This is a genomic window from Methanobacterium bryantii, from assembly GCF_002287175.1.
Classification (GTDB): Archaea; Methanobacteriota; Methanobacteria; order Methanobacteriales; family Methanobacteriaceae; genus Methanobacterium_D; species Methanobacterium_D bryantii.
This window is the reverse complement of record NZ_LMVM01000023.1, coordinates 189,228-210,451: the sequence shown is the minus strand read 5'-3', so window position 1 is coordinate 210,451 and position 21,224 is coordinate 189,228. Positions and strand designations below refer to the sequence as shown.

Sequence of the window (21,224 nt, the reverse complement as noted above, 5' to 3'; positions counted from 1 at the left end):
GGAAGTCAAGTGTAATGATTTAATTGATTAAATTCGATATTTCCTATTTCATTTGAATAGGCGGCCTAAAAATTTTCGCAAATGCATAATTATCAGTTAAATTATTTATAATAGTTAATTGAGTTTAATTCTTTGAAATTGTTTAATATTCTTTTATTAATTATTAATGCTTTTGAATAAATCATGTTATAATAGCATTTAAAGTCTATATGAGCTATAGTTATAATTAATTCCAGATTTTATTCTAATTTAATATTATCTGCATATCTGTGGAACTTTAAAAAGGACATAACTATTTTTTTTATTATTTATCTACTTTAAATGAGATTCAAAAATAGTTTAAATTATTTGATTACTATATTATATTTTATAAAACTATGATTTATGAACTGAAAGAAAATTAAAAGATTAAATAATGTTGTCGTACTTTTTATAAATTAATATATAAAAATAGGGGTAAAGAACAGATTCTGAAGGTATGTTCACATGATAACAATTGAAAATGGCAAAGTACTGTATGGGGAAGGCATGGATGCCATTAAGGCAAATGTGGTAATTGAAGACGATAAAATAATTGAAATTACTGGAGGTAAAGTCAAGGGCGGTAAAAAGATCGATGCAAAGGGATGTATTGTGGCCCCTGCGTTTATTAATTCTCATGTCCATATCGGCGATTCTATAGCCTGCGATGTTGGGGATGGAAAAACTATAGCTGAAATTGTTAAACCACCAAACGGTCTTAAACATAGAATACTTGAAGAATCAAAACCTGAAGAAATCATAAATTCCATGAAGCGATCTATGAATGATATGCTTGCAAGCGGCACTTCAACTTTCGTTGATTTTAGAGAAGGAGGACTTGAAGGGATATGTTTACTAGAAGAAGCTTCTGAAGATATTCAAATACGAAAAATAGTTCTTGGAAGGGATAACTCATTTTTTGATCCTGATGTGGGAAAGGGAGAAATTAAAAGCATCACTAAGAATCTCCTTAAATCGTGTGATGGTATAGGTTTAAGTGGATTTGGCGAAATAAGGGATGAAGTGGTGGCTTTAATTGCTAAAATATGTGAAAAACATGGAAAAATCTCTGCAATACATACTGCAGAATATGAAAAACTGCAGGAGGATTCTATTAAAGCAACTGGGAAGAGTGAAGTTCAAAGGGCTGTTGAATCAGATTTAAATGCTTTAATTCATGTTACAGCTCCTGTTGGGGATGATTTAAAATTGATAGGTGACAGCGGTAGTTCTGTGGTCTCATGCCCCCGATCAAATGGAACACTTTCTGTTGGAATTCCACCAATAAGTGACATGCTTAAACATAAAATAAATGTACTTCTTGGAACAGATAATATAATGTTTAATTCCCCTAATATGTTGAGGGAAATGGAATATGCCTTGAAAGTAACTCGTGGCTATTACCGAGAATATTTTTCTCCCGCAGAAATATTTAAGATGGCGACAGTAAACGCTGCAAATGCCTTTGATTTAAATACAGGATGTATAAAAGAAGAAAGTACTGCAGATATTATCATTGTAAAAGAATTTTCAGGTAATTCAATATTATCTCTTATTAACAGAACAGAACCGAAAGATATAGTTGGTTTAATCACAGAAGGCAATATTGTATATATTAATTAATTTATGGCATTTTACAGCATAGGACTATTATTAGAAAAATGTGAGAGGTGGATTAATGTATGAAAAAATTTTATTGCCTACAGACGGTTCTGAAAATGCAAAAAGGGCTGCAGAACAAGCTTTTCAAATAGGAAGTAGAAGCGGTGCAGAGATACTGGTTTTATATGTAGTTGAAACCCCTAGATTTAGTGGAATCAGATCAGTTAATAAAGCTGAACTAAAAAAAGAATTAGAGCAGGACGTACAAAGGGTGTTTGATGAATATTCTCATATGCTGACTGGAATTATAGATGGTGGAAAATGCCGGAAGGATGTTAAATTAGATTTGAAGTTTAAAGAAGGGTCTCCTGCAGATAAAATACTCAAAACTATAGATGAGGAAAATATAGATCTTGTGGTAATGGGTACTGCTGGAAGACATGGTGTTAATAGATTTTTGCTTGGAAGTGTAGCTGAAAACACTATGAGATCGGCACCATGTCCTGTTTTAGTAATACGTTAATATTAAATCAGCTTTTAATTAAGTAAAAATTAATAATCTAGTTTATATAATATTTGAATCAGTACAATTAAAATATATATTATTAAGTCATATATTATCTTAAGAGGTGAATTCATGTATAAAAAAATTTTACTGCCTACAGATGGTTCTGAGTATGCAAACAAGGCTGCAAAACATGCAATATGGCTTGCAAGATTAAACGGTGCAGAACTTATAGCTCTAAACGTAATTGAGACATCATCGCTTGTTGGATTACCTGCAGAGGATCTTATAGTGCGGATCAAAGAGATGCTAAAAGAAGAAGGGCATAAATCACTGGAGAAGATTTCTGACATATTAAAGGAAAGTAAAATTGAAGATGAATGTCAAAAAGAAGTTAAATTGACCCTTAGTACTAAAGAAGGCTCTCCTTCAGATATTATAATAAATACTGTGAAAGAAGAAGGTGTTGACCTTATTGTAATGGGTACTTCAGGAAAACATGGATTAGACCGATTTTTACTGGGAAGTGTGACTGAAAATGTGGTACGGTCATCACAGTGCCCTGTTTTAGTCGTGCATTAAATTTGAATATCTGTTTTGTAGTTATTTTTATTAGTTGGTGTAACAATGCTTGTAAAAGAGGTAATGTCAGAGGATATACACTATATACAGGTTCCAGGGAACCGTTTGAACGCTCTGGAATTAATGCGAGAAAAGAATGTGTCAGGCCTGCCTGTTGTAAAATCTGGAACAAAGACACTTGTTGGATTAGTTACAAGATCAGATCTTGTAAATAACCCGGATGAAGAACAAATAGCTCTTATAATGACTAGAAATCTGGTAACAACTACTCCAGATGATGATATTAAAGATGCCGCAATCAAAATGATAGAAAACAACATAAGAAGAGTTCCAGTTGTTCATGATGGGGAATTGGTCGGTTTAGTTACTGCATTTGATTTGATACAAAAGGCATTATCTAAACTAGACATTGGAGAACCAGTTAAAGAGTATATGCTTAAAAATATTCCTACAACATGGGAAAGAACTCCTTTGAATGTAGCTTTTGAAATGATGAGATATTCTGGATTTAAAGTGCTTATCGCGTTAAATAAAGATGGAAAATTATCTGGAATACTCACAGAAACTGATTTTATAAATGAAAGTGAAGTTGTCTCTGAGAGAACAGTTCATAACACATCTGTAGGTACTGAAGGAGATAAATGGTCATGGGACAGTACAAATGTTCTTTATGTCATAACAAACCATCTTAAATTTTCTGATAAAGAGGTTAAAGATGTTGTGGCAGTTGATTTAATAACAGCCACCACAAGAACCACTGTGACAGAATGTGCCAATAAAATGAGGCATCATAATATTGAGCAGATACCAGTTATAGATGTTGATGGAGAATTAACAGGACTTGTAAGAGCTACAGATCTAATAAAAGCAATTAAGGATTAAGATGTCAGAATCACTACTTACTCTCAAAATAACATCGCAGAACGGAAGTATTAAAGTTGTTTCCAAACTTGATGGTGAAGTGTCTGTTAAAAGTATACTACTTAAATTAATCCTTGGATACTGCTGGTGGGCAAATGTTCCAGTAGTTGAAACAGTATTTAATTTAATTGAAGATGCAATTAAAAGTACCATCAAAAACGTTTATGACTATGACGATCTTGTGATAGACTATGATTACGAAGCAAATGACCTTTTAGAAGATGCATCAACTATTCAACTATTTATAAATAGTGTGGTAGTTGATGGTGTGGAAATTGAAGTTACTGGAAGGTATATCTCCTTTGAAAGTGAAGATACAAGGGGTTTCTGGAAAAAACTTACCAGTTCTAGAAGAAAGGCCAGCGGAAGCGTGCATAAAGACTTTTAATTATATTTTAAATGGGTAAAAATTTGAATGTATAAAAAATAGGGGAGTAATTATTCAAAACTATATTTACTCCAATTTTCTTCTAATACATGGCAGAACATCAATTAAAACCTTTTCTGCATCTTCTTTATCTGTAACACGTCTGGCAACGATTTTGCCTGTTTTAAATACTGTTACATTTCTACCTTCTATTTCAAGCATTGCTATTCCCATTTGCTCTGAACATTTAGTAGATCCTAGTTTCTTAAGCTCTGAACATGTATTTTTAATATCTAATTCATAGGGCAGTTCTGTTTCAAACATTATTTTATTTTCTTCATCTTTACACGGTTTATAAACAACTAATTCTTTCTCTGGCTCCCCATAACCGCTAATATCCAGTGCAACACGTTTAAAGCCAACTGATTTTAATTCTGAGTTTATATGATTTAAAATTCCCATGTTTAATAGTTTTTCGACATTTCCAACTTCGATCCTGGCAATATTGTTGTCGTCTCTTACCCTTACAGGACCGTCTCTTACCATATTTTTGATAAATGATTCGCCGTAGCTTATCCTGTTTATTTTTTTGGGGCTTATCTCGCTGTATCTGGAAATCCTGGTTGCAAAACATGTTGTAGATGTTGAATAATGTACATTCAGCTTTTTAAGAGTTTTCCTTACATCTTCGTCTGTAAAACCGGCGTATACAAGGGGGCTGACTATATTTTTTTCATAGTTAACCATTATTCCTGGGCGGTCTTCAAGCAAATCACTGATATTTGTCCCATCGATTAGGGTGTAAATCCCTTTCTCGTTTGCTATATCTTGTAACTTGTTGTACATTTCATTTTTACAGATAAAACATCTGCTTGGTAAATTAGATTTGAAAGTTTCATTTTCCATGAGATTGTATCTCACCACTTCGTGGGGAATCCCAATTTCCTTTGCAATTTCAGTTGCGTTGCTGATACAGTCTGGAGGAAGAACTCCATTATCTACTGTTACGGCTGCAGCTTCTTTACACACGTCTTTTGCTATTTTTGCAATAAGTGTGCTGTCTGCACCGCCTGAAAAAGCAATTATAACTTCTTTATCTTTAAGACATTCTTTTATCTTTTCTATTTTCTGTTCAAGGTCCATAAACTCATCCTTAAAATTCAATAAGTGTAAATTCAGTTAAATACGGATTAGGTATGATTAGAGTTAAAATATTTTTGTTAGTCTATCCTGTTTTTAATGTATTTAACATCAACTGTATCTTATGGCTGCTTTTTTCACTTGTCATGTTAACATTAATTGTATCTTGAAATTGTTATTCATTCTGTTATGTTTTTAATGTATTTTATAACATCAACTGCATCCTGTCGTTTGATATCAATTCCTTCTTCATCTAAAAACTTTTTAATTTCTTTAACTTTACTATCATCAATATCTGCATTTTTAAAAACCAGATCATAGGTTCTTTTTGGATAGAAGATAGATTTTGCAGTTTTAAATAATCTGTTAAATTCTTCTTTAGATATTATTACTTTCTCAACCATCCTTTTGAAGTTATATTCCATGCTGACAAGTGAATCTGAGAGCTGTTCTAAATTTAGGGGGTTAATAACAATTGCCACGTCATCATCTGATTCGATAAAGCCGTTTTTGTACTGGTTATAAACGTAACCTATTCCAACCATTCCAAAGCCATCAAGTTCTGATGCCCTGAGTGCGCCCATACTTGCCCCGCCCACGATGGTAACGTCTTTTTTAAGCGCATTTAATATTTCGCGGTGGGAAACTGCAGGCTGCTGGTGAAAAACACCATCTATAATTCCAATTATGTCTGGATTATCCTGCAAGGCAGCTGTCACATCTCCTCTCTGTATTGGGGGACGATAATCGGCATCTAATATTTTGGAAGCTTCATCAGCACTCAGTGATGGTCCGAGAAAGATTATGATATTCTTTTTGTTTAAATTCAATATTTTACCTCTTTTAGTGAAATTAGCAGAGTAAACTTGTGAAATCAATTAAATTTGCATTATATAGATATGTGCTGTAATTATTATATTTTTATGTCTGTAATTTGATAATTTTTTGACTTGTCAGAAACTTATTCTTTAAAATGTATGGGAAATTTTAATGTGTATTTTATATCAGAATTTTAAATTATGCAATATAGTGCAATATTATTTAATTTAAAATAGCAGAATTGATTTTATGTTGAAATTAGAAAGTATAAAATTGAAGATAAAAAATATGAGCTAAAAAAAAGACCTAAGGCAGTATAAAGAAAGCTATCAATCTTTTTCATGATTTATGGGGCCAAACTCTTCTTTTTGTTTTTCATAAAATTCTTGAAATCCAGTTATATGAGTTTCAAGTACCCTGTTTAATTCGTCAGGATCGTTAAAACTAGACTTAAAAGGGGCACTAATAATAAGATTTATTGTTAATGATTCGTAATAGTCATTATATTTGGCTAATGGTATCATAGGATATTCTTCATCCGGTGTAGTGAACATATACAGGTTTAACCTGTCTTTCAAATAATCATATTGCTCTTTAGTGAGTTTAATATCTTTATATTTAATTTTTATGTCTTTTGATGCAATATTCTGTTCTATTGTATAATTTACATATTCTAGCATCCAACCACCACTTCTAATTTAATTTAATACTAAATATACTTTAACAAAAAAATTGGAAGAGTTTTAAGAGGTTAAAGCGGAGTTTTTTTCTAGTTTTTCCTTTTTTAACTAAATTAATCAATTTTTCTTCATATTACTTAAATCAGGTTTTATTTCAGTAATTATTGAGGGGATTTTTTGATTTTAAATTGATGTAATACCTTAAAAAGCTGTAATAAATTTCTAAATATGGTGATATTGTGCATATTGTAGTACTGCTCAATGGCATAACATTTAGTTAACAGAATCCTCAATAGGTAAAGTTTATATAGTTAGCGTAACAATGTTATGTTACGTGAGAACCATCAAGTGATATTTACTGCCTCCTCATTTGATGGTCGCTCCAAATTTATAATGATCTTAGGTGTTTTATTAGTGAAACTAGCGTATTGGAAGTGATTTGTGTATGGAAGACGATTTAATATCCAAAAAAGAGCTTTTGGAGTTAACTGGAATTTCCTACGGCCAGCTTTACCGCTGGAAAAGGAAAAACCTCATACCTGAAGAATGGTTCATTAAGAAATCCACATTCACAGGCCAGGAGACCTTTTTTCCAAAAGACAGGATACTGGATAGGGTTGAAAAGATAAAAAACATGAAAGGAGACGTATCGCTGGATGATCTTGCCGACATGCTTTCCCCAAATTTAAGGGAAATAGTGCTTGAAAGCGAAAAATTGGTGGAACGGAACATTGTTTCAAAGACCACCCTTAATTTTTACACCCAAAGGAAAGGTGAGGTAGAAAAATTTGCATTTGGAGAGATGCTTTACATTTATATTTTAGATAAAATGTTTGAATCTGGAAAAATCAATTTTGATGAGGGAGAAATAATATTAAATCTGTTAGAAGAGAAATATCCTGAATTTAAGGGAAAAGGCGGTGAACTGCTTTTCCTGCGTAAACTTGGAATTTCAACCTGCTGCCTGGTCTCAAATGTTTGTGATATTCATTTTGAAAGCAGCATGAACCTCATTGAAAGGATGAATTTATCTGATTTAATTGAGGAATTAAAAATTAAAATAGCTTAATGGTGATTATTATGGAAGAGAGCATATCTAACTTGAAAATCAACGGTCATGGAAGTTCAACTGGGGGCAAATACAACTCTGTAACTATAAATGGAAATGGAAGTATAAGCGGTGATCTGGAATGTGTTTATTTGAGAGTTAATGGACAGGCTAATGTTAAAGGCAGCGTGAAAGCAGAAACTGCCAAAATTAATGGTAATAGTTCAATAAAAGGGGATTTGAGGGCTGAAAAAGTTAAAGTTAATGGTATGGTAAATATTGAAGGGAATTTATCTGTAGAAGAGGCTGAAACCTATGGAAATGCCAATATTGGAGGGGACTGCAACGCTGAAATGTTTCGTGTAGACGGCATGTTTGCAGTTGAAGGCCTCTTAAATGCAGGTGAATTAAAACTCAATTTACACGGGCCATCCAGGGCACGCGAAATTGGCGGTGAGAAAATCACGGTTAAAAAAATGGGCCGGTTTGGATTAAGAGGTCTAAAAAACTTTATCTGGCCACATGGGCACGATAAAGGTCTTAATGCAGATGTTATTGAGGGAGATGATGTTTACCTAGAGAATACCCATGCCAAAGTCGTGAGGGGAAATAACATAGAATTAGGGCCTGACTGTGAAATTGAACTTGTAGAGTATAATGAAAGTTTCAAACAGGATGAAAATGCTGTGGTTGGCACTCACAGGAGGATATGATAATGATAATACTTTTCACATGCTCTTACATTAAGCAGGTATTCATAGAAAAAAATAGGCTAACTACTGTTGGGTTGAGTTTATGATAGTTATATGGAGTGAAAAAGATGACAAATAACGTAATTGAGGTGAAATCTCTGGTAAAAAAATACGGGGATTTCACTGCAGTAGATAATATATCATTTAGTATCAAAAAAGGCGAAATATTCGCTTTCCTTGGTCCTAATGGTGCAGGTAAAACAACAACAGTTGAGATAATGGAATGTCTTAAAAGTTCAACTGCAGGTTCTGTAAATATTCTTGGATTTGACATTAAAAAAGACGAAATGAAAGTTAAACAAAAAATTGGCGTGCTTCCGCAGGATTTTAATGCATTTGAATGGTTGACAGTATATGAAAATATCGATTATTTTGCTCAAATGTATCCAAAACATGTAGACGTGGATGCCCTCGTCAAAATGTTGAGTTTAGAGCATAAAAGAGATGTTTTATTTAAGGACCTTTCTGGAGGTTTAAAACAACGTGTGGGAATTGCTATATCGCTTGTAAATGATCCTGAAATAGTTTTTCTTGATGAACCAAGCACTGGTCTTGACCCAAAAGCAAGAAGAGACGTATGGGATGCAGTTAAAGAATTAAAAAAACAGGGTAAGACCGTATTTCTTACAACTCATTACATGGATGAAGCCCACTATCTTGCAGGTAGGGTGTGTGTCTTACATAACGGCCATATCATTGCTGAAGGAACCCCTGAAGACTTAATAAATCGTTATGGTGGGGGTAATATGCTTATTATCAGAGAATGTGACGAACATACAAGAGGTGAACTTATTAAAGCTATCCCTGATTGTAAAGTTGAAGGCAATGACATTCTGGTAGAATTAGAAGAAGGAAATGGTATGAAGAGCATGTCTGATGCAATATCTATTATTAATGCAAGTGGTTTAACATGCGAAGAGCTTTACGTTAAAAAAGCAACCCTTGAAGATGTATTTTTAAATTTAACTGGTGATAAGCTTGTTGAAGGGGGAAAATAAATGTCACGAATTACTACTGATATTAAATACAGTTTTAAAGAGACCTTCAGGGACAGAATGAACATTTTCTGGATGTTTGTATTTCCTATAGTTTTATTCCTCTTATTTGGATACATATTTGGTGGTCAATCTGGCTCTATCACATTATATTATCAGGATAACGATGGTTCACAGATGTCGAATTCTTTTATTCAGGCATTGAACTCTACAGGGGCGTTGGAACTCAAAGATGGTTCAGGTATGAATCTGGAGCAGATGCTTAAAGATGGGAAAGTCTCCGCATATCTTGAAATACCGAAAGGATTTGGGCATGACATTTTAACGACAGGATCTGGTGGTCTTCCTAGTGCTGATTTACCAATATACTACGACAAGTCAAAATCTACATCCATGGCGGCTGTTTCTGTGGTTCAACAGGTTGCAAATGGTTTCAACATGAAAATGGCTGGTGCCAAAAATATTATTAATGTAAACCCAACTGAAGCTGCTTCATCTGGAATGAACTACTTTGACTTCCTGCTTCCAGGAATACTTGCTATTACTATAATGTCTGCAGCAACAAACATGGCAGTGGGAACCATTGCAAGATTACGTAGTAGTGGTGTGTTTAGAAAACTTTCAACCACCCCCCTTTCAAGTAAGGAATGGATTGCTGCAAGAATTACCACATGGACTGTGCTGGTGATTCTTTCTCTGGCAGTGGCTGTATTCCTGGCATGGCTTGTATTTAACATACATCCAAATATCAACCTGATAAGTTTACTGTTGATAGTCCTTGGAACTGCACTTTTTGCAGGGTTTGGAATAGTGGTTGCAAACTTCGTTAAAAATGAAGAATCTGCCATGAACGCTGTGGGAGTTATAACATTTCCATTGATGTTCGTTTCAGGGACTTTAATACCTGTTGAGAATATGCCGTGGTTCCTGCAGTATCTGGCAAAAATATCTCCTTTAACTTACCTGAGTGAAGGTTTGAGAAGTTCTATGATCACAGGAAATACTGGAGATGCATGTATTAACCTGTTAATTGTTGCAGTACTTGGAATCATACTGTTTGGATTAGGGGTAGCTACATTTAGCTGGAAAGAGGATTAGTTCTCTTTCTTTAATGCTCGAAAATTATGGAATTTTGCAAACATGTAAAAAACTTCGTTTTTTACGGTTGCAAATCGAAGCTAACAAAAATCTGTGATTTTTGTGCTCCAAATCCTTCGGATTTGAGAGATTTGCAAACACCCCAAAAATCTGTGATTTTTGTGGGTTTTATTTAAGGAGAGATTATTATGGAAAACAAAGTTGAAGATTTAAAAATTTATGGATCTGGAAGTTCATCCGGCGGGAAGTACAATAAAATTCGCATAATGGGAGAAGGAAAAATAAATGGTGATATTGAATGTAAGGATTTTAAAATTAATGGAGAAGGTACAGTAGACGGCAATCTAAATGCAGCAAATAATGTCAGCATAATGGGGGAAGGAATGTTAGATGGAAATATTGACTGCACTGATTTTAAAGTTAATGGGGAAGGTGGAGTTGATGGAAACCTAAAAGCTGAAGGTAAGGTAACCATAAGGGGCGAGGCAGATGTTAAAGGTAATCTAAAAGTTCAAAAAGTTAAAGTTCAGGGGGAACTTGAAGTTAACGGTGAATTAGTTGCAGATGAGGCTAAAATTACAGGGAATATCAGAACTGGTGGAGATTGCAACGCCGAAATTTTCACTGTAGAAGGAGGTCTTACAATTGATGGGCTGTTAAATGCAGATATAGTAAAAATAAACTTATACTGGCCGTGTAAAGTACATGAAATTGGTGGATCAGAAATCACAGTTAAAAAAAGCGGAAAATTAAGCTTTTTAGGCCTTAAACTTATTGTCATGCCCGGCGAACAAAATGAACTTACTGCAGATATTATTGAAGGAGACAGTGTTTACCTTGAAAACACAACTGCAAAAATAGTGAGGGGAACTGATGTAACCATTGGGTCTGGCTGTAAAATTGAGCAAGTGGAATATAAAAACAGTTTTAAACAGGATGAGAAATCTGAGATCATTGATACTAAGAAAATATAATTACATATAGTAAAAAACTGAAAATTAATAAGTATTAACCTACAATCTCATTATGGAGCTTGATAATCCTCTTGATTGATGGATGATCTTCTCCAAGCCTTTCATTCCACTTTTTAATTACAAAATCTAAATTTACTTCTTTGTCCCAGTGGGTTAAATTATCTGCATGGGCGACAATTTTTTCTTCGAGTGTAAGTGGAATATAATCCTGTGGAGGTAAACCTAGCTGTATTGCTTCTTCTTTTGGAATACCTGCACCTATATGCCTCAGTGCAATATTTGCAATGGAATCGGGGAATCCCATATTTTTTAGTATTTCTGCGCCTGCTATTGCATGATCTATGCCATTTGTTTTAGATCTACCAATATCGTGGAGTAGAGCGCCTGTTTCTACCAGTTCGATATCAACATCAAAATTAGAAGATAATTTCAAGGCTTTCATGCAAACAGCCTTGGAATGATTAATTAAATGAATAGGGCAATTTAAATCCTTTAAAATTTTAATAGTCAAATATTTGCCCCTGAAAAAGAATTAGTTCATTTGTTCTTTTAATCCACTGATTACGGAAGTGTTATCCTGGTACTCTAGTGTTTCATCACATTCCGGACATATGAAGTTGTACTCTGCAGCTTCTTCAAATTTAAATCTGCATCCATTGGTACATACAAAGAACATATTGTCTTCTTCATATGCTAATGATTCTTCGATTTCTTCTGCTTTTTCTTCGTAGTTCTTAGAAATAGTTTCAATAACACTGTCTTTTTCAAATGTCCAGCTGTAGGTGTACCACTGAGTTTCAGGATCCTTACTTCGCTTGTAGCTTGCAAGTCCTGCATCGTAGAGTTTGTAAAGAATTCTTCTCACTATATTGAGTCTTACTTCGATTTCTTCTGAAATTTCTTCATCAGTTATTTTACCTTCTAAAAGACATTTGATAATGGTGAGACTATGTTCATTATCTTCAGTGACTTCATGGATCAATTCTTGAACCATAGTTTCGTTTAGAATCTCGGTTCCTTCTTTAGATAGGGAAGATTTAATTAATTCTTGAGTTACTGGGCCATTAACATTAAGCATGTTTATCCTCCTAGGAAATTATTTTAAAAAAGTGCGGTAGATGTAAATTGCAAAGTCGTTAAAGTTAAATTAAAAAAATATTTAACGAGCATTTCTGAAAAACACTGGTTCTTAAGACATTTAAATTTTAATTTTTATCAAAATGATGTTGAGTAACACATTTTGACTCTTGTTATTATTATTGTTATACTACTATTTAATTATTTGGATGTAACAATATTGATCATGGCGGACAATGATGTCAATAGATATAATCATTATTTAAGCTCCCTGATGATGACTGCGGGGGTATGTTCTATAGAACTCAACATTTCAATTGTTACGCTGTCAACTTCTTTGTCAAATGTATTTCCCATGTCGTAAACCGTTTTCATACTGTATTCAGTTTGGTTTTGGTAATCATCGGCAACTTTGGCAATTTCCAGGATTTTTTCCATATTCTGGGGTTTGGAGATAGCTAAGGGGGTAGGGCCTATGATTCTGCCGAATCTTCCCAGCATATATCCCATTATTCCAAAATTAGCTTTAATTCCTTCTGCAGCTATGGGAAGTGATGTAAATTTCATACCTAAAAATTCATAAGTTGCATCTGTATCAATTACTATAGCTACAACTTCTTTTGCAACATTTTTAGATATTTTTTGTGCAATGTCTTCCACCACATGCTGCGGCTCGTGTGGTAACAGAGAGACATAAGTCCCCGGTGCATTACTGAGGTCAATTCCAGCTTCAGAAGCAGGTTTTAAAGCATGTTTTAATCCATAATATTTTAGTACAACTTCTTTATGTGATCGTGCTTCAGGGGGTAAATTTCTTAGATTTTTAATTGTTCTCTGTTTAATTCTTAAAAGGGGGCCGAGGATATAACCCCACAGGTATTTTGACCAGATATCTGCAAGAAAAGTTGCAAGATATGAAGGTTTAACTAATGCTTCATCAACCATTCTGCCCTGGGCTATGGCTATGGGAGTCTCTGAAATTACAAGATAATCTCCATCTTCTAATAAATTCTCCGCATTATTAATGATTATGTCGTATGATTCGTTTGGCTTGATGTAACCTGTTTTAACTGGAATAATTTCATATTTTTGGGTTTTCATATCTGCACATCTAATTGGTTTATTTGTATAAAAATTTGAGATGTTTATTTTAACGCTCATGTTCCTGAAGTTGTGTAAATAAATTTTCGTGTGATCTTGAGGTAAATTGCATGTTTTAAGATATGCATATACCAACATTACAATTTTGAAAGTATAATTCATGACATGTTATGGACATGAGCTTTAGAAATTTAGGATCAAATCATGTATTCTTAAAATTATAGTAAATAACATGTGAAAATTCATAGAATTTTCACGGTTACGGAACTTCGTTCCGTAAACATAACTTTTTAAACCTAATAATTTTTTGATATTTGAAAATGGTAAATTTGCAACCGCGAAAATTTCCAATTTTTGCATGCCCGAACACGATGTGTTTGATAGCCCAAAAATCTCTCAAAAATTCTATAGAATTTCTTGGAGCCCTCGAAATTTATAATTTCGGGGCATCGAAAAGCTTTGCTTTTCAATAGTGCAAAAAACAAAGTTTTTTGCTAACTCTGATTTTTTTGGGGTCAACAACATATAAACAGATTTCTCATATAAGTAGTCAAAACTATTTAGTTATTTACTATATTAAAGATTAGCTTTAATCTTAATTTACAGATCGTTTGGAGAAATAAAAATGCAGAAATTAGATAATTTAACATCACACCTTTCAAGTGAATATGACTTACAAATAGCAAATACAATTCCTTATTATAATTTCTTTCACCAGGAAATTCTTAATTTAGTTGAATCAATGGATATAAACCCTAAATATTGGTTAGATACCGGCTGTGGAACAGGTAATCTGGTAGAAAAAGCACTGCAAAAATTCCAAAGTACGGTTTTTATACTGGCTGATCCTTCTGCAGACATGTTAAACAAAGCAAAAGAAAAATTAGAAAATAATAAAAATGTGGAATTTCTAGAACCTACACCAAGTCAGGATATTTCTCTTTCAGATCCAGTTGATGTAATTACTTCAATTCAATCACACCATTATTTAAGCGAAGATGAAAGATACAAAGCCGTAAAGTCATGCTATAATAATTTAAATGAAAATGGAGTTTATGTGACATTTGAAAATATCAGCCCGCTTACAGACAAAGGAACTGAAATAGGGAAAGAGTACTGGAGAAAATTTCAAATTTCAATGGGTAAAACAGTTGTTGATGCTGATAACCATATTAAACGGTTTGGTGTAGAATATTTCCCTATAACTGTTGAGGATCATCTTTCATTACTTAGAAAAAGCGGATTTAGTGTAGTTGAGATGTTCTGGTATTCTTATATGCAGGCTGGATTTTACTGTATTAAATAGGGAATGTAATTATAAAAATAAGAGATAGGGGGTTAAAGGTCTAATTTACCTAAAGTATCTCCTCTAAGCCCGCGCCGCATGGTTTCAAGTGCAGTTACCTCATCTGGCGCTATATTACCCAGATTTACATTTGGTCCAAATTTCAAGATTAGATAAGTCTGCTGGTTTTTTAAAGGGGCCTCCCAGATTATTTTTTCCATATCTGTTTTTGCGAGTATTTCAACTTCATCTTCTTTAACGTTCCCGCTTTCATCATAAATGCCTATACCCTTTCCGCCTTCACGTGCTTCAATCAGTATTCTATCGGAACCTGCATTTATATCTGAATTTATAAGTTTCACACGGTCTTCAGTATCCAGTTTACAATCATCTTTAGGATTCTTTTTTCCAACCTCTGAAATAACTGTGAATCCTCTATCTTTAGTTTCAGAGATTATATTTCTTCTTTCTTCAGGGGATATGACTGTAGATCCATCTGATATCTCAATAGCTGTAAAACCTAACTTGTCAGATTCATCTAAAAACTCTGAAAATTTATTTTTCATATATGCAACTTCAAAAAGAGTTCCTCCAGGATAAGGAGTTACATCGTAGGATAAATATGTGTCAATTTTGTCTTTAACAAGATCTCTATCATGGAGTGCTGAAGTGCACCATCCAAATTTGGCGAGGTCTATATATTCACCAGATACTTCCATCAGATCGTTTAGGGCATTTAAACCCAGACCTTTATCTAACATCATTGTTATTCCTATTTTTCGGGGTTTAGGAATTCTATATGACCCAATAAAGTCAAATGCTTTCATTAATTCACCTTTTGATAAATTTCTAAAACAATTAAATTTAATTATGTCAGTTTCTTATTGTTTTTGTGATTTATATAGTAATGCATGTAAATTTTAAAGTTTGTGTTTGTTAATTTGACATTCTAATTTTTGTATAAGTATGTAAATTGTAACAGATAATACTATCAAAAATAAAATTTTTAGTCATGTTTTATTATATGGCATCATGTCTTTTGGTGATTTATGAGGTAAACCGACATGGTGCGAAAAAATATCAATAAAATATAAAGTTTTGGAGATAAATAAATAAAGGTGTTATTGAGGTGAAATAAATGGAAAAGAGCATTTATTATTTTGAAAGCCCTGGTGAACAAAATACAGATAAACTGGTAGAAGTTGTAAAACAGAGAAAAGAAGAATTAGGCATAAAAAATGTTGTAGTTGCCTCCGTATCTGGCAAAACCGCACTTAAACTAAAAGAAGCGATGGATGATGTAAATATAGTAAGTATAACCCACCATGCAGGATTTAAAGAAAAAGGAAAACTGGAAATATCTGAAGAAGACAAAAGTAAGCTTGTAGAAAAAGGTATAACATTTTACACAGGATCGCATGCTTTAAGTGGTGTTGGCAGGGGAATATCAAATAAATTTGGCGGAGTAACACCTGTTGAGATAATAGCAGGTACCCTTAGATTATTTGGCCAGGGAATAAAGGTTTGTGTTGAAGTAACTATTATGGCTGCTGATGCTGGTTTAATACCCATAAACTCTGAGATAATTGCAATTGGGGGAACTGCACGAGGTGCAGATGCTGCGGTAGTTTTAGAGCCGGCGCATATGAATAATTTCTTTGATCTTAAAATTAAAGAGATAATTGCAATGCCTCGATCTTAGTTTGCGGGAATAATTTTTTAATCTTAAATTTTAGGGGATAATTCTTATATTTAGATATATTTTCATGAATTTAACGTGGGCATATATTAGAAAATCAAAGACATTAATGTAGTAATATACTTGAGCAATATCTAAAAGATGTGGCGGGGATATCATCATAAAACTAAAAAATTATTTGCAAGATAGTAAATTATCATTGATATAATCGCTGGTTTTAAATATAAGTTATTACAATACCACAAATAAATTTAACAACATTGGCTGTGGGGGTAGGAATTGAAATCTCTTATAAATAGTACCTTAAAAGAATCTGAAGTGAGAAGGGAGAGAACACCAAGTGATATCCAGAATAACTTCGATATATCAGACATCAACAGTGACCTCAAAGACATTATAGAACAGAGTAAAGCAAAAATATTTGTTGTTGGAACTGGAGGGGCTGGAAATAATACAGTTTCAAGACTTATGGAAATAGGAATCGAAGGCGCAGATACTATTTCAGTAAATACAGATGCACAGGACTTATTCTACTCAAATTCTCATCAAAAGATACTCATAGGTAAAGGAACATGTGGAGGATTAGGCGCTGGCGGTATACCTGAAATAGGTGAAGAAAGTGCTGAAGAAAGTGAAGAACAGATAAAAGAAAGGTTAGAAGGAGCCGACATGGTTTTTGTAACCTGTGGGCTTGGTGGAGGTACTGGAACAGGATCTGCTCCAGTAATTGCGAAGTTAGCCAAAAAAATTGGTGCATTAACTATTGCAGTCGCTACAATGCCTTTCAGTGCTGAAGGACTCAGACGACGAGAAAATGCTGAAAAAGGACTTGAAAAGCTGCAGAGTAATGCAGATACGGTAATTGTTGTACCTAATGATAAATTACTGGAAGTTGCACCAAATCTGCCTATAAACAAAGCTTTCATGGTTACAGATGAACTCTTAGGAAGAGCTGTTAAAGGAATAACAGAGCTCATAACTAAACCTGGTCTTGTAAGTCTTGACTTTGCAGATATACGAAGTATAATGCAGGGTTCTGGAATGGCAATGATTGGTATGGGCGAATCTGAATCTGGCGATAGGGCAATTGAATCTGTTCATGAGGCATTAAACAGTCCATTACTTGATCTGGATATTTCAAATGCTAAGGGTGCATTGATAAACATATCTGGAAGTTCAGATATGACATTACACGAAGCTGAAAAGATTGTTCAGATAGTGGCTGATGAACTTGATCCAGATGCAAACATAATCTGGGGTACACAGATACAGGAAGACCTTCAAAATATCATCAGGACAACTATAGTAGTAGCTGGAGTAAAATCTCCTCACATATATGGTGCGCCTGCTGAACGCGAGTATCTGGAAGAAGAAAGCAAAGATTCTGTGCATGAATCTGCTTTAGAAGAGTTTATAGATGGTGTTTTTTAATCATATAATATAAATTATAAAAACACCCTATGATTTTCTCTCTCTTGGTTAGTTTTAGTTATCTATAAAAATGAAAAGGTTTATAAATTCATAATGAAAATAAACTATTATCATTTATATAGAATAATTACCAAATACATTATTCCCAATCCTTAATTCAATAACTTATTCTATTATGAATTTAAGTAGGTATTTTTATGAATTTGAATAAAGAATCTATTACCCAAGCTTTAAAACAATACAGAAGAGTTTTATACATATCCAAAAGGCCAGAACGTGATGAATATATAAACGTGGCAAAGATAACTGGAATTGGAATTATAATCATAGGGGTCATAGGTTTTGTAATAACTCTTGTGGCTCAGTTAATTAGTCAAACATAATTTTTATTGATTTACTGCATTAAATTAGCTTAAATGTTTTAGGTAAGTGATAATTTGATATATGCATTTAGAACCCTTGTGGGACAAGAAAAAAACGTTGCAAGGCTGCTTGCAAGAAATATTAGAAACAGTGATATAGACGTAACTTCAATACTTGTTCCAGATACTTTAAAAGGTTATATACTAGTAGAAACTCCTTCAAAAGTAGATATGCAGGATCCCGCATTTAAAGTTCCAAATTTAAGGGGATCAGTTGAAGGTGAAATATCCTTTGAAGAGATAAAAACATTTTTAAACCCAGAACCGGTACTTGCCTCTGTTAAAAAAGGAAGTATTGTAGAGCTTATATCTGGTCCTTTTAAAGATGAAAAAGCTAAAGTAGTTAGAATAGATGAATCCAAGGAAGAAGTAGTTTTAGAACTTATTGAAGCTGCGATTCCAATCCCAGTTACGGTCAAAGGTGACCAAATTAGATTAATACAGAAGGAGGCAGATTAATGGCAAAAGAAACCGTAGAAATTCTCATTGAAGGCGGAAAAGCAACACCAGGACCACCATTAGGACCTGCAATAGGACCGCTTGGTATTAACATGATGCAAGTTGTTGAACAGATAAACGAAAAAACTTCAGATTTTGATGGAATGAAAGTTCCAGTAAAAGTAATTGTAGACATTGGAACTAAAGCATTTGAAATTGAAGTAGGTACACCTCCAACAACAGCACTTATAAAGGATGAACTTAATATTGAAAAGGGTTCTCAAGATCCTGGACTTGATAAAGTTGCTGATCTATCCATAGAGCAAGCATTAAAAGTAGCCAGAATGAAATTTAGCGCGTTACTTTCAAACGATTACAAAATGGCTACAAAAGAAGTTGTAGGAACCTGTGTAAGTATGGGTTTAACTGTAGAAGGAAAGGATCCTAAAACAGTTCAAAAAGAAATCGATGAAGGTATTTACGACGATAAATTATTATAAATTTTAATAAATTAAATATATAAGTTGACCAAAATAATCCGTTTGGTTTAAATACCACATATAATTGTGAACTTTTTATCAAAAAAGTTCATGGAGGAATTTGATGAATCAAGAGATAGTGGAAGCAGTGAAGAAGGCTAAGGAAGAATCCAAGCCGAGAAACTTCACACAGTCTATCGATGTTGTTATAAACATCAAAGATTTAGACGTGAAAAAACCAGAAAACAGATTTGATGAAGAAGTCTTCCTTCCAAATGGACGCGGTAAAGGCATTAAAATTGCCGTTATAGCAGATGGTGAACTGGCAATTCTAGCAGAAAATGCCGGTGCAGACCTTGTAATCAGCAAAGCTGATTTAGAAGAGCTGGGAAAAGACCGGAAACAGGCCAAAAAAATGGCCAGTCAATACACATTTTTTGTTGCACAGGCAGATATGATGCCACAAGTTGGTAGATTTTTAGGACCAGTTCTTGGGCCTAGGAAAAAAATGCCAAAACCAGTTCCAGCTACTGTAAAACCAGATCCTATATTGGAAAGGCTTTCTAATACTGTAAAAGTAAGAATAAAAGATCAGCCAGTTATTCAGGCGATTGTAGGTTCACAAGATATGGACGATGAACTGATTGCGGATAATGTAGAAGCTGTGCTTGGCGTATTGGACAGGAACCTTGAAAAAGGAAGAAACCAAATAAAATCCATGTATGTTAAAACAACCATGGGTCCAGTAACGAGGGTGATCTAATGGCTCATGTTGCTAATTGGAAAAAGGACGAGGTAAATAACCTTAAAGAACTGATTAACGGCCATAGTGTAGTAGGTATGGCTAATTTAGCAGATATACCAGCTCCTCAACTCCAAAAGATGAGAAGAACCTTAAAAGAGGACGCAACTGTAAAAATGTCAAGAAAGACATTGATGAGCCTTGCTTTAAGTGAATCTCAAAAATCTAATATAGATGCTCTCGGAGAACATATGGACGGGCAACCTGCATTAATCTTTACAAATATGAATCCATTTAAGCTTTTTAAGATTCTTGAAGCTAGTAAGACTCCTGCTCCTGCAAAGGCTGGAAGTATTGCCCCTGCAGACATTGTAGTACCTAAAGGTGACACAGCTTTCAAACCAGGCCCTATTCTTGGGGAACTTCAAAAAGTCGGTATTCCTGCAAAAATTGATAAAGGAAAAATCGTCATAACCAAGGATAAGGTTGTTGTAGCTGAAGGGGAAGTAGTTTCCAGGGAGATAGCAGGTATTCTTACAAGACTTGATATCCATCCAATGGAAGTTGGAATTGATTTAGTAGCAGCATATGAAGATCAAACAGTATACACATCTGATCTTTTAACAATTGATGAGAGTAAAACCATATCTGATATACAGACTGCATTCTCTCAAGCATTGAACTTATCAGTAAATGCTTCAATATACAACAAAGTGGCTATGCCATATATAATACAGAATGCTGCAAGCAAGTCAATGAATCTAGCATTAAATGCAGAAATTCTCACATCAAAAACAACAGACTTACTGTTATCCAAGGCTTACTTACAAATGTTAGCACTGGCATCTGAAATAGCTAGCAAAAATGAAGAAGCACTTGATGATGAACTTCTGGACAAACTGAAATCACGCCCACAGGCTGTTGAAGTTAAATCAGAAGAAAAAGAAGAAGATGAAGACGAAGAAGAAGATGAAGAAGAAAAAGAAGAAGATGCCGCAGCAGGGTTAGGTGCCTTGTTTGGTTAAATTTATAAAATTGAAAGGTGA

25 protein-coding genes are annotated in these 21,224 nt (G+C 33.9%); 18 read left to right on the top strand and 7 right to left on the bottom strand.

Annotation, left to right across the window (positions count from 1 at the left end):
- Positions 1-486 precede the first annotated feature (486 nt).
- The 5 genes from ASJ80_RS09595 (at position 487) to ASJ80_RS09575 (ending at position 4,019) form a co-directional block, all read left to right on the top strand.
- On the top strand, positions 487-1,644 hold the full coding sequence (locus tag ASJ80_RS09595; RefSeq protein ID WP_069585628.1) for an amidohydrolase family protein: 1,158 nt from the start codon (positions 487-489) through the stop codon (positions 1,642-1,644).
- A gap of 55 nt (positions 1,645-1,699) precedes the next feature.
- Positions 1,700-2,146, top strand: coding sequence for a universal stress protein (locus ASJ80_RS09590; protein WP_069585627.1), 447 nt, complete (start codon positions 1,700-1,702; stop codon positions 2,144-2,146).
- A 114-nt stretch (positions 2,147-2,260) separates the two neighbouring features.
- A complete protein-coding gene (locus ASJ80_RS09585; RefSeq protein ID WP_069585626.1) occupies positions 2,261-2,710 on the top strand; it encodes a universal stress protein in 450 nt (149 codons plus the stop codon).
- A 45-nt stretch (positions 2,711-2,755) separates the two neighbouring features.
- Entirely contained in the window at positions 2,756-3,592 is an 837-nt protein-coding gene (locus ASJ80_RS09580) for a CBS domain-containing protein (RefSeq protein ID WP_069585625.1), read from the top strand.
- 1 nt (position 3,593) lies between these two features.
- Positions 3,594-4,019 (top strand): hypothetical protein, encoded by a 426-nt coding sequence (locus ASJ80_RS09575; RefSeq protein ID WP_069585624.1) that lies wholly within the window; start codon positions 3,594-3,596, stop codon positions 4,017-4,019.
- A gap of 66 nt (positions 4,020-4,085) precedes the next feature.
- Here the strand turns inward: ASJ80_RS09575 and larE are convergent, their stop codons facing one another.
- From larE to ASJ80_RS09560, 3 genes are all read right to left on the bottom strand, one after another.
- Positions 4,086-5,141, bottom strand: a complete 1,056-nt coding sequence (larE, locus tag ASJ80_RS09570) for an ATP-dependent sacrificial sulfur transferase LarE (RefSeq protein WP_069585623.1) — start codon at positions 5,139-5,141, stop codon at positions 4,086-4,088.
- Positions 5,142-5,317: 176 nt separating this feature from the next.
- Positions 5,318-5,968 (bottom strand): TfuA-related McrA-glycine thioamidation protein, encoded by a 651-nt coding sequence (locus ASJ80_RS09565; RefSeq protein ID WP_083241068.1) that lies wholly within the window; start codon positions 5,966-5,968, stop codon positions 5,318-5,320.
- A 318-nt stretch (positions 5,969-6,286) separates the two neighbouring features.
- Entirely contained in the window at positions 6,287-6,637 is a 351-nt protein-coding gene (locus ASJ80_RS09560; protein ID WP_069585622.1) for a hypothetical protein, read from the bottom strand.
- Positions 6,638-7,082: 445 nt separating this feature from the next.
- Here ASJ80_RS09560 and ASJ80_RS09555 point away from each other — a divergent pair, with 445 nt between their 5' ends.
- The 5 genes from ASJ80_RS09555 to ASJ80_RS09535 all read left to right on the top strand — a co-directional run bounded on the left by ASJ80_RS09555 (position 7,083) and on the right by ASJ80_RS09535 (position 11,504).
- Positions 7,083-7,706, top strand: coding sequence for a YhbD family protein (locus tag ASJ80_RS09555; RefSeq protein ID WP_069585621.1), 624 nt, complete (start codon positions 7,083-7,085; stop codon positions 7,704-7,706).
- 11 nt (positions 7,707-7,717) lie between these two features.
- Positions 7,718-8,398, top strand: coding sequence for a polymer-forming cytoskeletal protein (locus ASJ80_RS09550; protein ID WP_069585620.1), 681 nt, complete (start codon positions 7,718-7,720; stop codon positions 8,396-8,398).
- A gap of 107 nt (positions 8,399-8,505) precedes the next feature.
- Positions 8,506-9,435: an ABC transporter ATP-binding protein gene (locus ASJ80_RS09545; protein ID WP_069585619.1), complete on the top strand. Its 930-nt coding sequence runs from the start codon at positions 8,506-8,508 to the stop codon at positions 9,433-9,435.
- Positions 9,436-10,530, top strand: a complete 1,095-nt coding sequence (locus tag ASJ80_RS09540) for an ABC transporter permease (protein ID WP_069585618.1) — start codon at positions 9,436-9,438, stop codon at positions 10,528-10,530.
- Positions 10,531-10,718: 188 nt separating this feature from the next.
- Positions 10,719-11,504: a bactofilin family protein gene (locus ASJ80_RS09535; protein WP_069585617.1), complete on the top strand. Its 786-nt coding sequence runs from the start codon at positions 10,719-10,721 to the stop codon at positions 11,502-11,504.
- A 34-nt stretch (positions 11,505-11,538) separates the two neighbouring features.
- Here ASJ80_RS09535 and ASJ80_RS09530 read toward each other — a convergent pair whose 3' ends face one another.
- The 3 genes from ASJ80_RS09530 to ASJ80_RS09520 form a co-directional block, all read right to left on the bottom strand.
- Complete coding sequence (locus tag ASJ80_RS09530; protein ID WP_069585616.1) at positions 11,539-12,015, bottom strand: TIGR00295 family protein; 477 nt, start codon at positions 12,013-12,015, stop codon at positions 11,539-11,541.
- Positions 12,016-12,036: 21 nt separating this feature from the next.
- Entirely contained in the window at positions 12,037-12,513 is a 477-nt protein-coding gene (gene tfe / locus ASJ80_RS09525) for a transcription factor E (protein ID WP_069585642.1), read from the bottom strand.
- A gap of 326 nt (positions 12,514-12,839) precedes the next feature.
- The gene (locus ASJ80_RS09520) at positions 12,840-13,682 is read right to left on the bottom strand and encodes a coenzyme F420-0:L-glutamate ligase (protein ID WP_069585641.1); all 843 of its coding nucleotides are present in this window, start codon (positions 13,680-13,682) and stop codon (positions 12,840-12,842) included.
- Positions 13,683-14,307: 625 nt separating this feature from the next.
- Between ASJ80_RS09520 and ASJ80_RS09515 the strand changes: the two genes are divergently transcribed.
- Complete coding sequence (locus ASJ80_RS09515) at positions 14,308-14,988, top strand: class I SAM-dependent methyltransferase (protein WP_069585615.1); 681 nt, start codon at positions 14,308-14,310, stop codon at positions 14,986-14,988.
- A gap of 32 nt (positions 14,989-15,020) precedes the next feature.
- On the opposite strand, the gene comA is transcribed toward ASJ80_RS09515, so the two are convergent.
- Positions 15,021-15,794: a phosphosulfolactate synthase gene (gene comA / locus ASJ80_RS09510; RefSeq protein ID WP_069585614.1), complete on the bottom strand. Its 774-nt coding sequence runs from the start codon at positions 15,792-15,794 to the stop codon at positions 15,021-15,023.
- A gap of 311 nt (positions 15,795-16,105) precedes the next feature.
- Between comA and ASJ80_RS09505 the strand changes: the two genes are divergently transcribed.
- The 7 genes from ASJ80_RS09505 to ASJ80_RS09475 all read left to right on the top strand — a co-directional run bounded on the left by ASJ80_RS09505 (position 16,106) and on the right by ASJ80_RS09475 (position 21,203).
- Positions 16,106-16,669: a pyruvate kinase alpha/beta domain-containing protein gene (locus ASJ80_RS09505; RefSeq protein WP_069585613.1), complete on the top strand. Its 564-nt coding sequence runs from the start codon at positions 16,106-16,108 to the stop codon at positions 16,667-16,669.
- Positions 16,670-16,945: 276 nt separating this feature from the next.
- Positions 16,946-18,097: a cell division protein FtsZ gene (ftsZ, locus tag ASJ80_RS09500; RefSeq protein WP_069585612.1), complete on the top strand. Its 1,152-nt coding sequence runs from the start codon at positions 16,946-16,948 to the stop codon at positions 18,095-18,097.
- Between the two features lie 197 nt (positions 18,098-18,294).
- A complete protein-coding gene (locus ASJ80_RS09495) occupies positions 18,295-18,480 on the top strand; it encodes a protein translocase SEC61 complex subunit gamma (protein WP_069585611.1) in 186 nt (61 codons plus the stop codon).
- A gap of 54 nt (positions 18,481-18,534) precedes the next feature.
- The gene (locus tag ASJ80_RS09490; protein ID WP_069585610.1) at positions 18,535-18,978 is read left to right on the top strand and encodes a transcription elongation factor Spt5; all 444 of its coding nucleotides are present in this window, start codon (positions 18,535-18,537) and stop codon (positions 18,976-18,978) included.
- Positions 18,978-19,457 (top strand): 50S ribosomal protein L11, encoded by a 480-nt coding sequence (locus ASJ80_RS09485; protein ID WP_069585609.1) that lies wholly within the window; start codon positions 18,978-18,980, stop codon positions 19,455-19,457. Before ASJ80_RS09490 ends, ASJ80_RS09485 begins: the two co-directional genes overlap by 1 nt.
- A gap of 103 nt (positions 19,458-19,560) precedes the next feature.
- Positions 19,561-20,199, top strand: a complete 639-nt coding sequence (locus tag ASJ80_RS09480) for a 50S ribosomal protein L1 (protein WP_069585608.1) — start codon at positions 19,561-19,563, stop codon at positions 20,197-20,199.
- A complete protein-coding gene (locus ASJ80_RS09475) occupies positions 20,199-21,203 on the top strand; it encodes a 50S ribosomal protein L10 (protein ID WP_095652076.1) in 1,005 nt (334 codons plus the stop codon). The genes ASJ80_RS09480 and ASJ80_RS09475 overlap by 1 nt, the downstream gene beginning before the upstream one ends.
- The last annotated feature ends 21 nt before the right edge of the window (positions 21,204-21,224 follow it).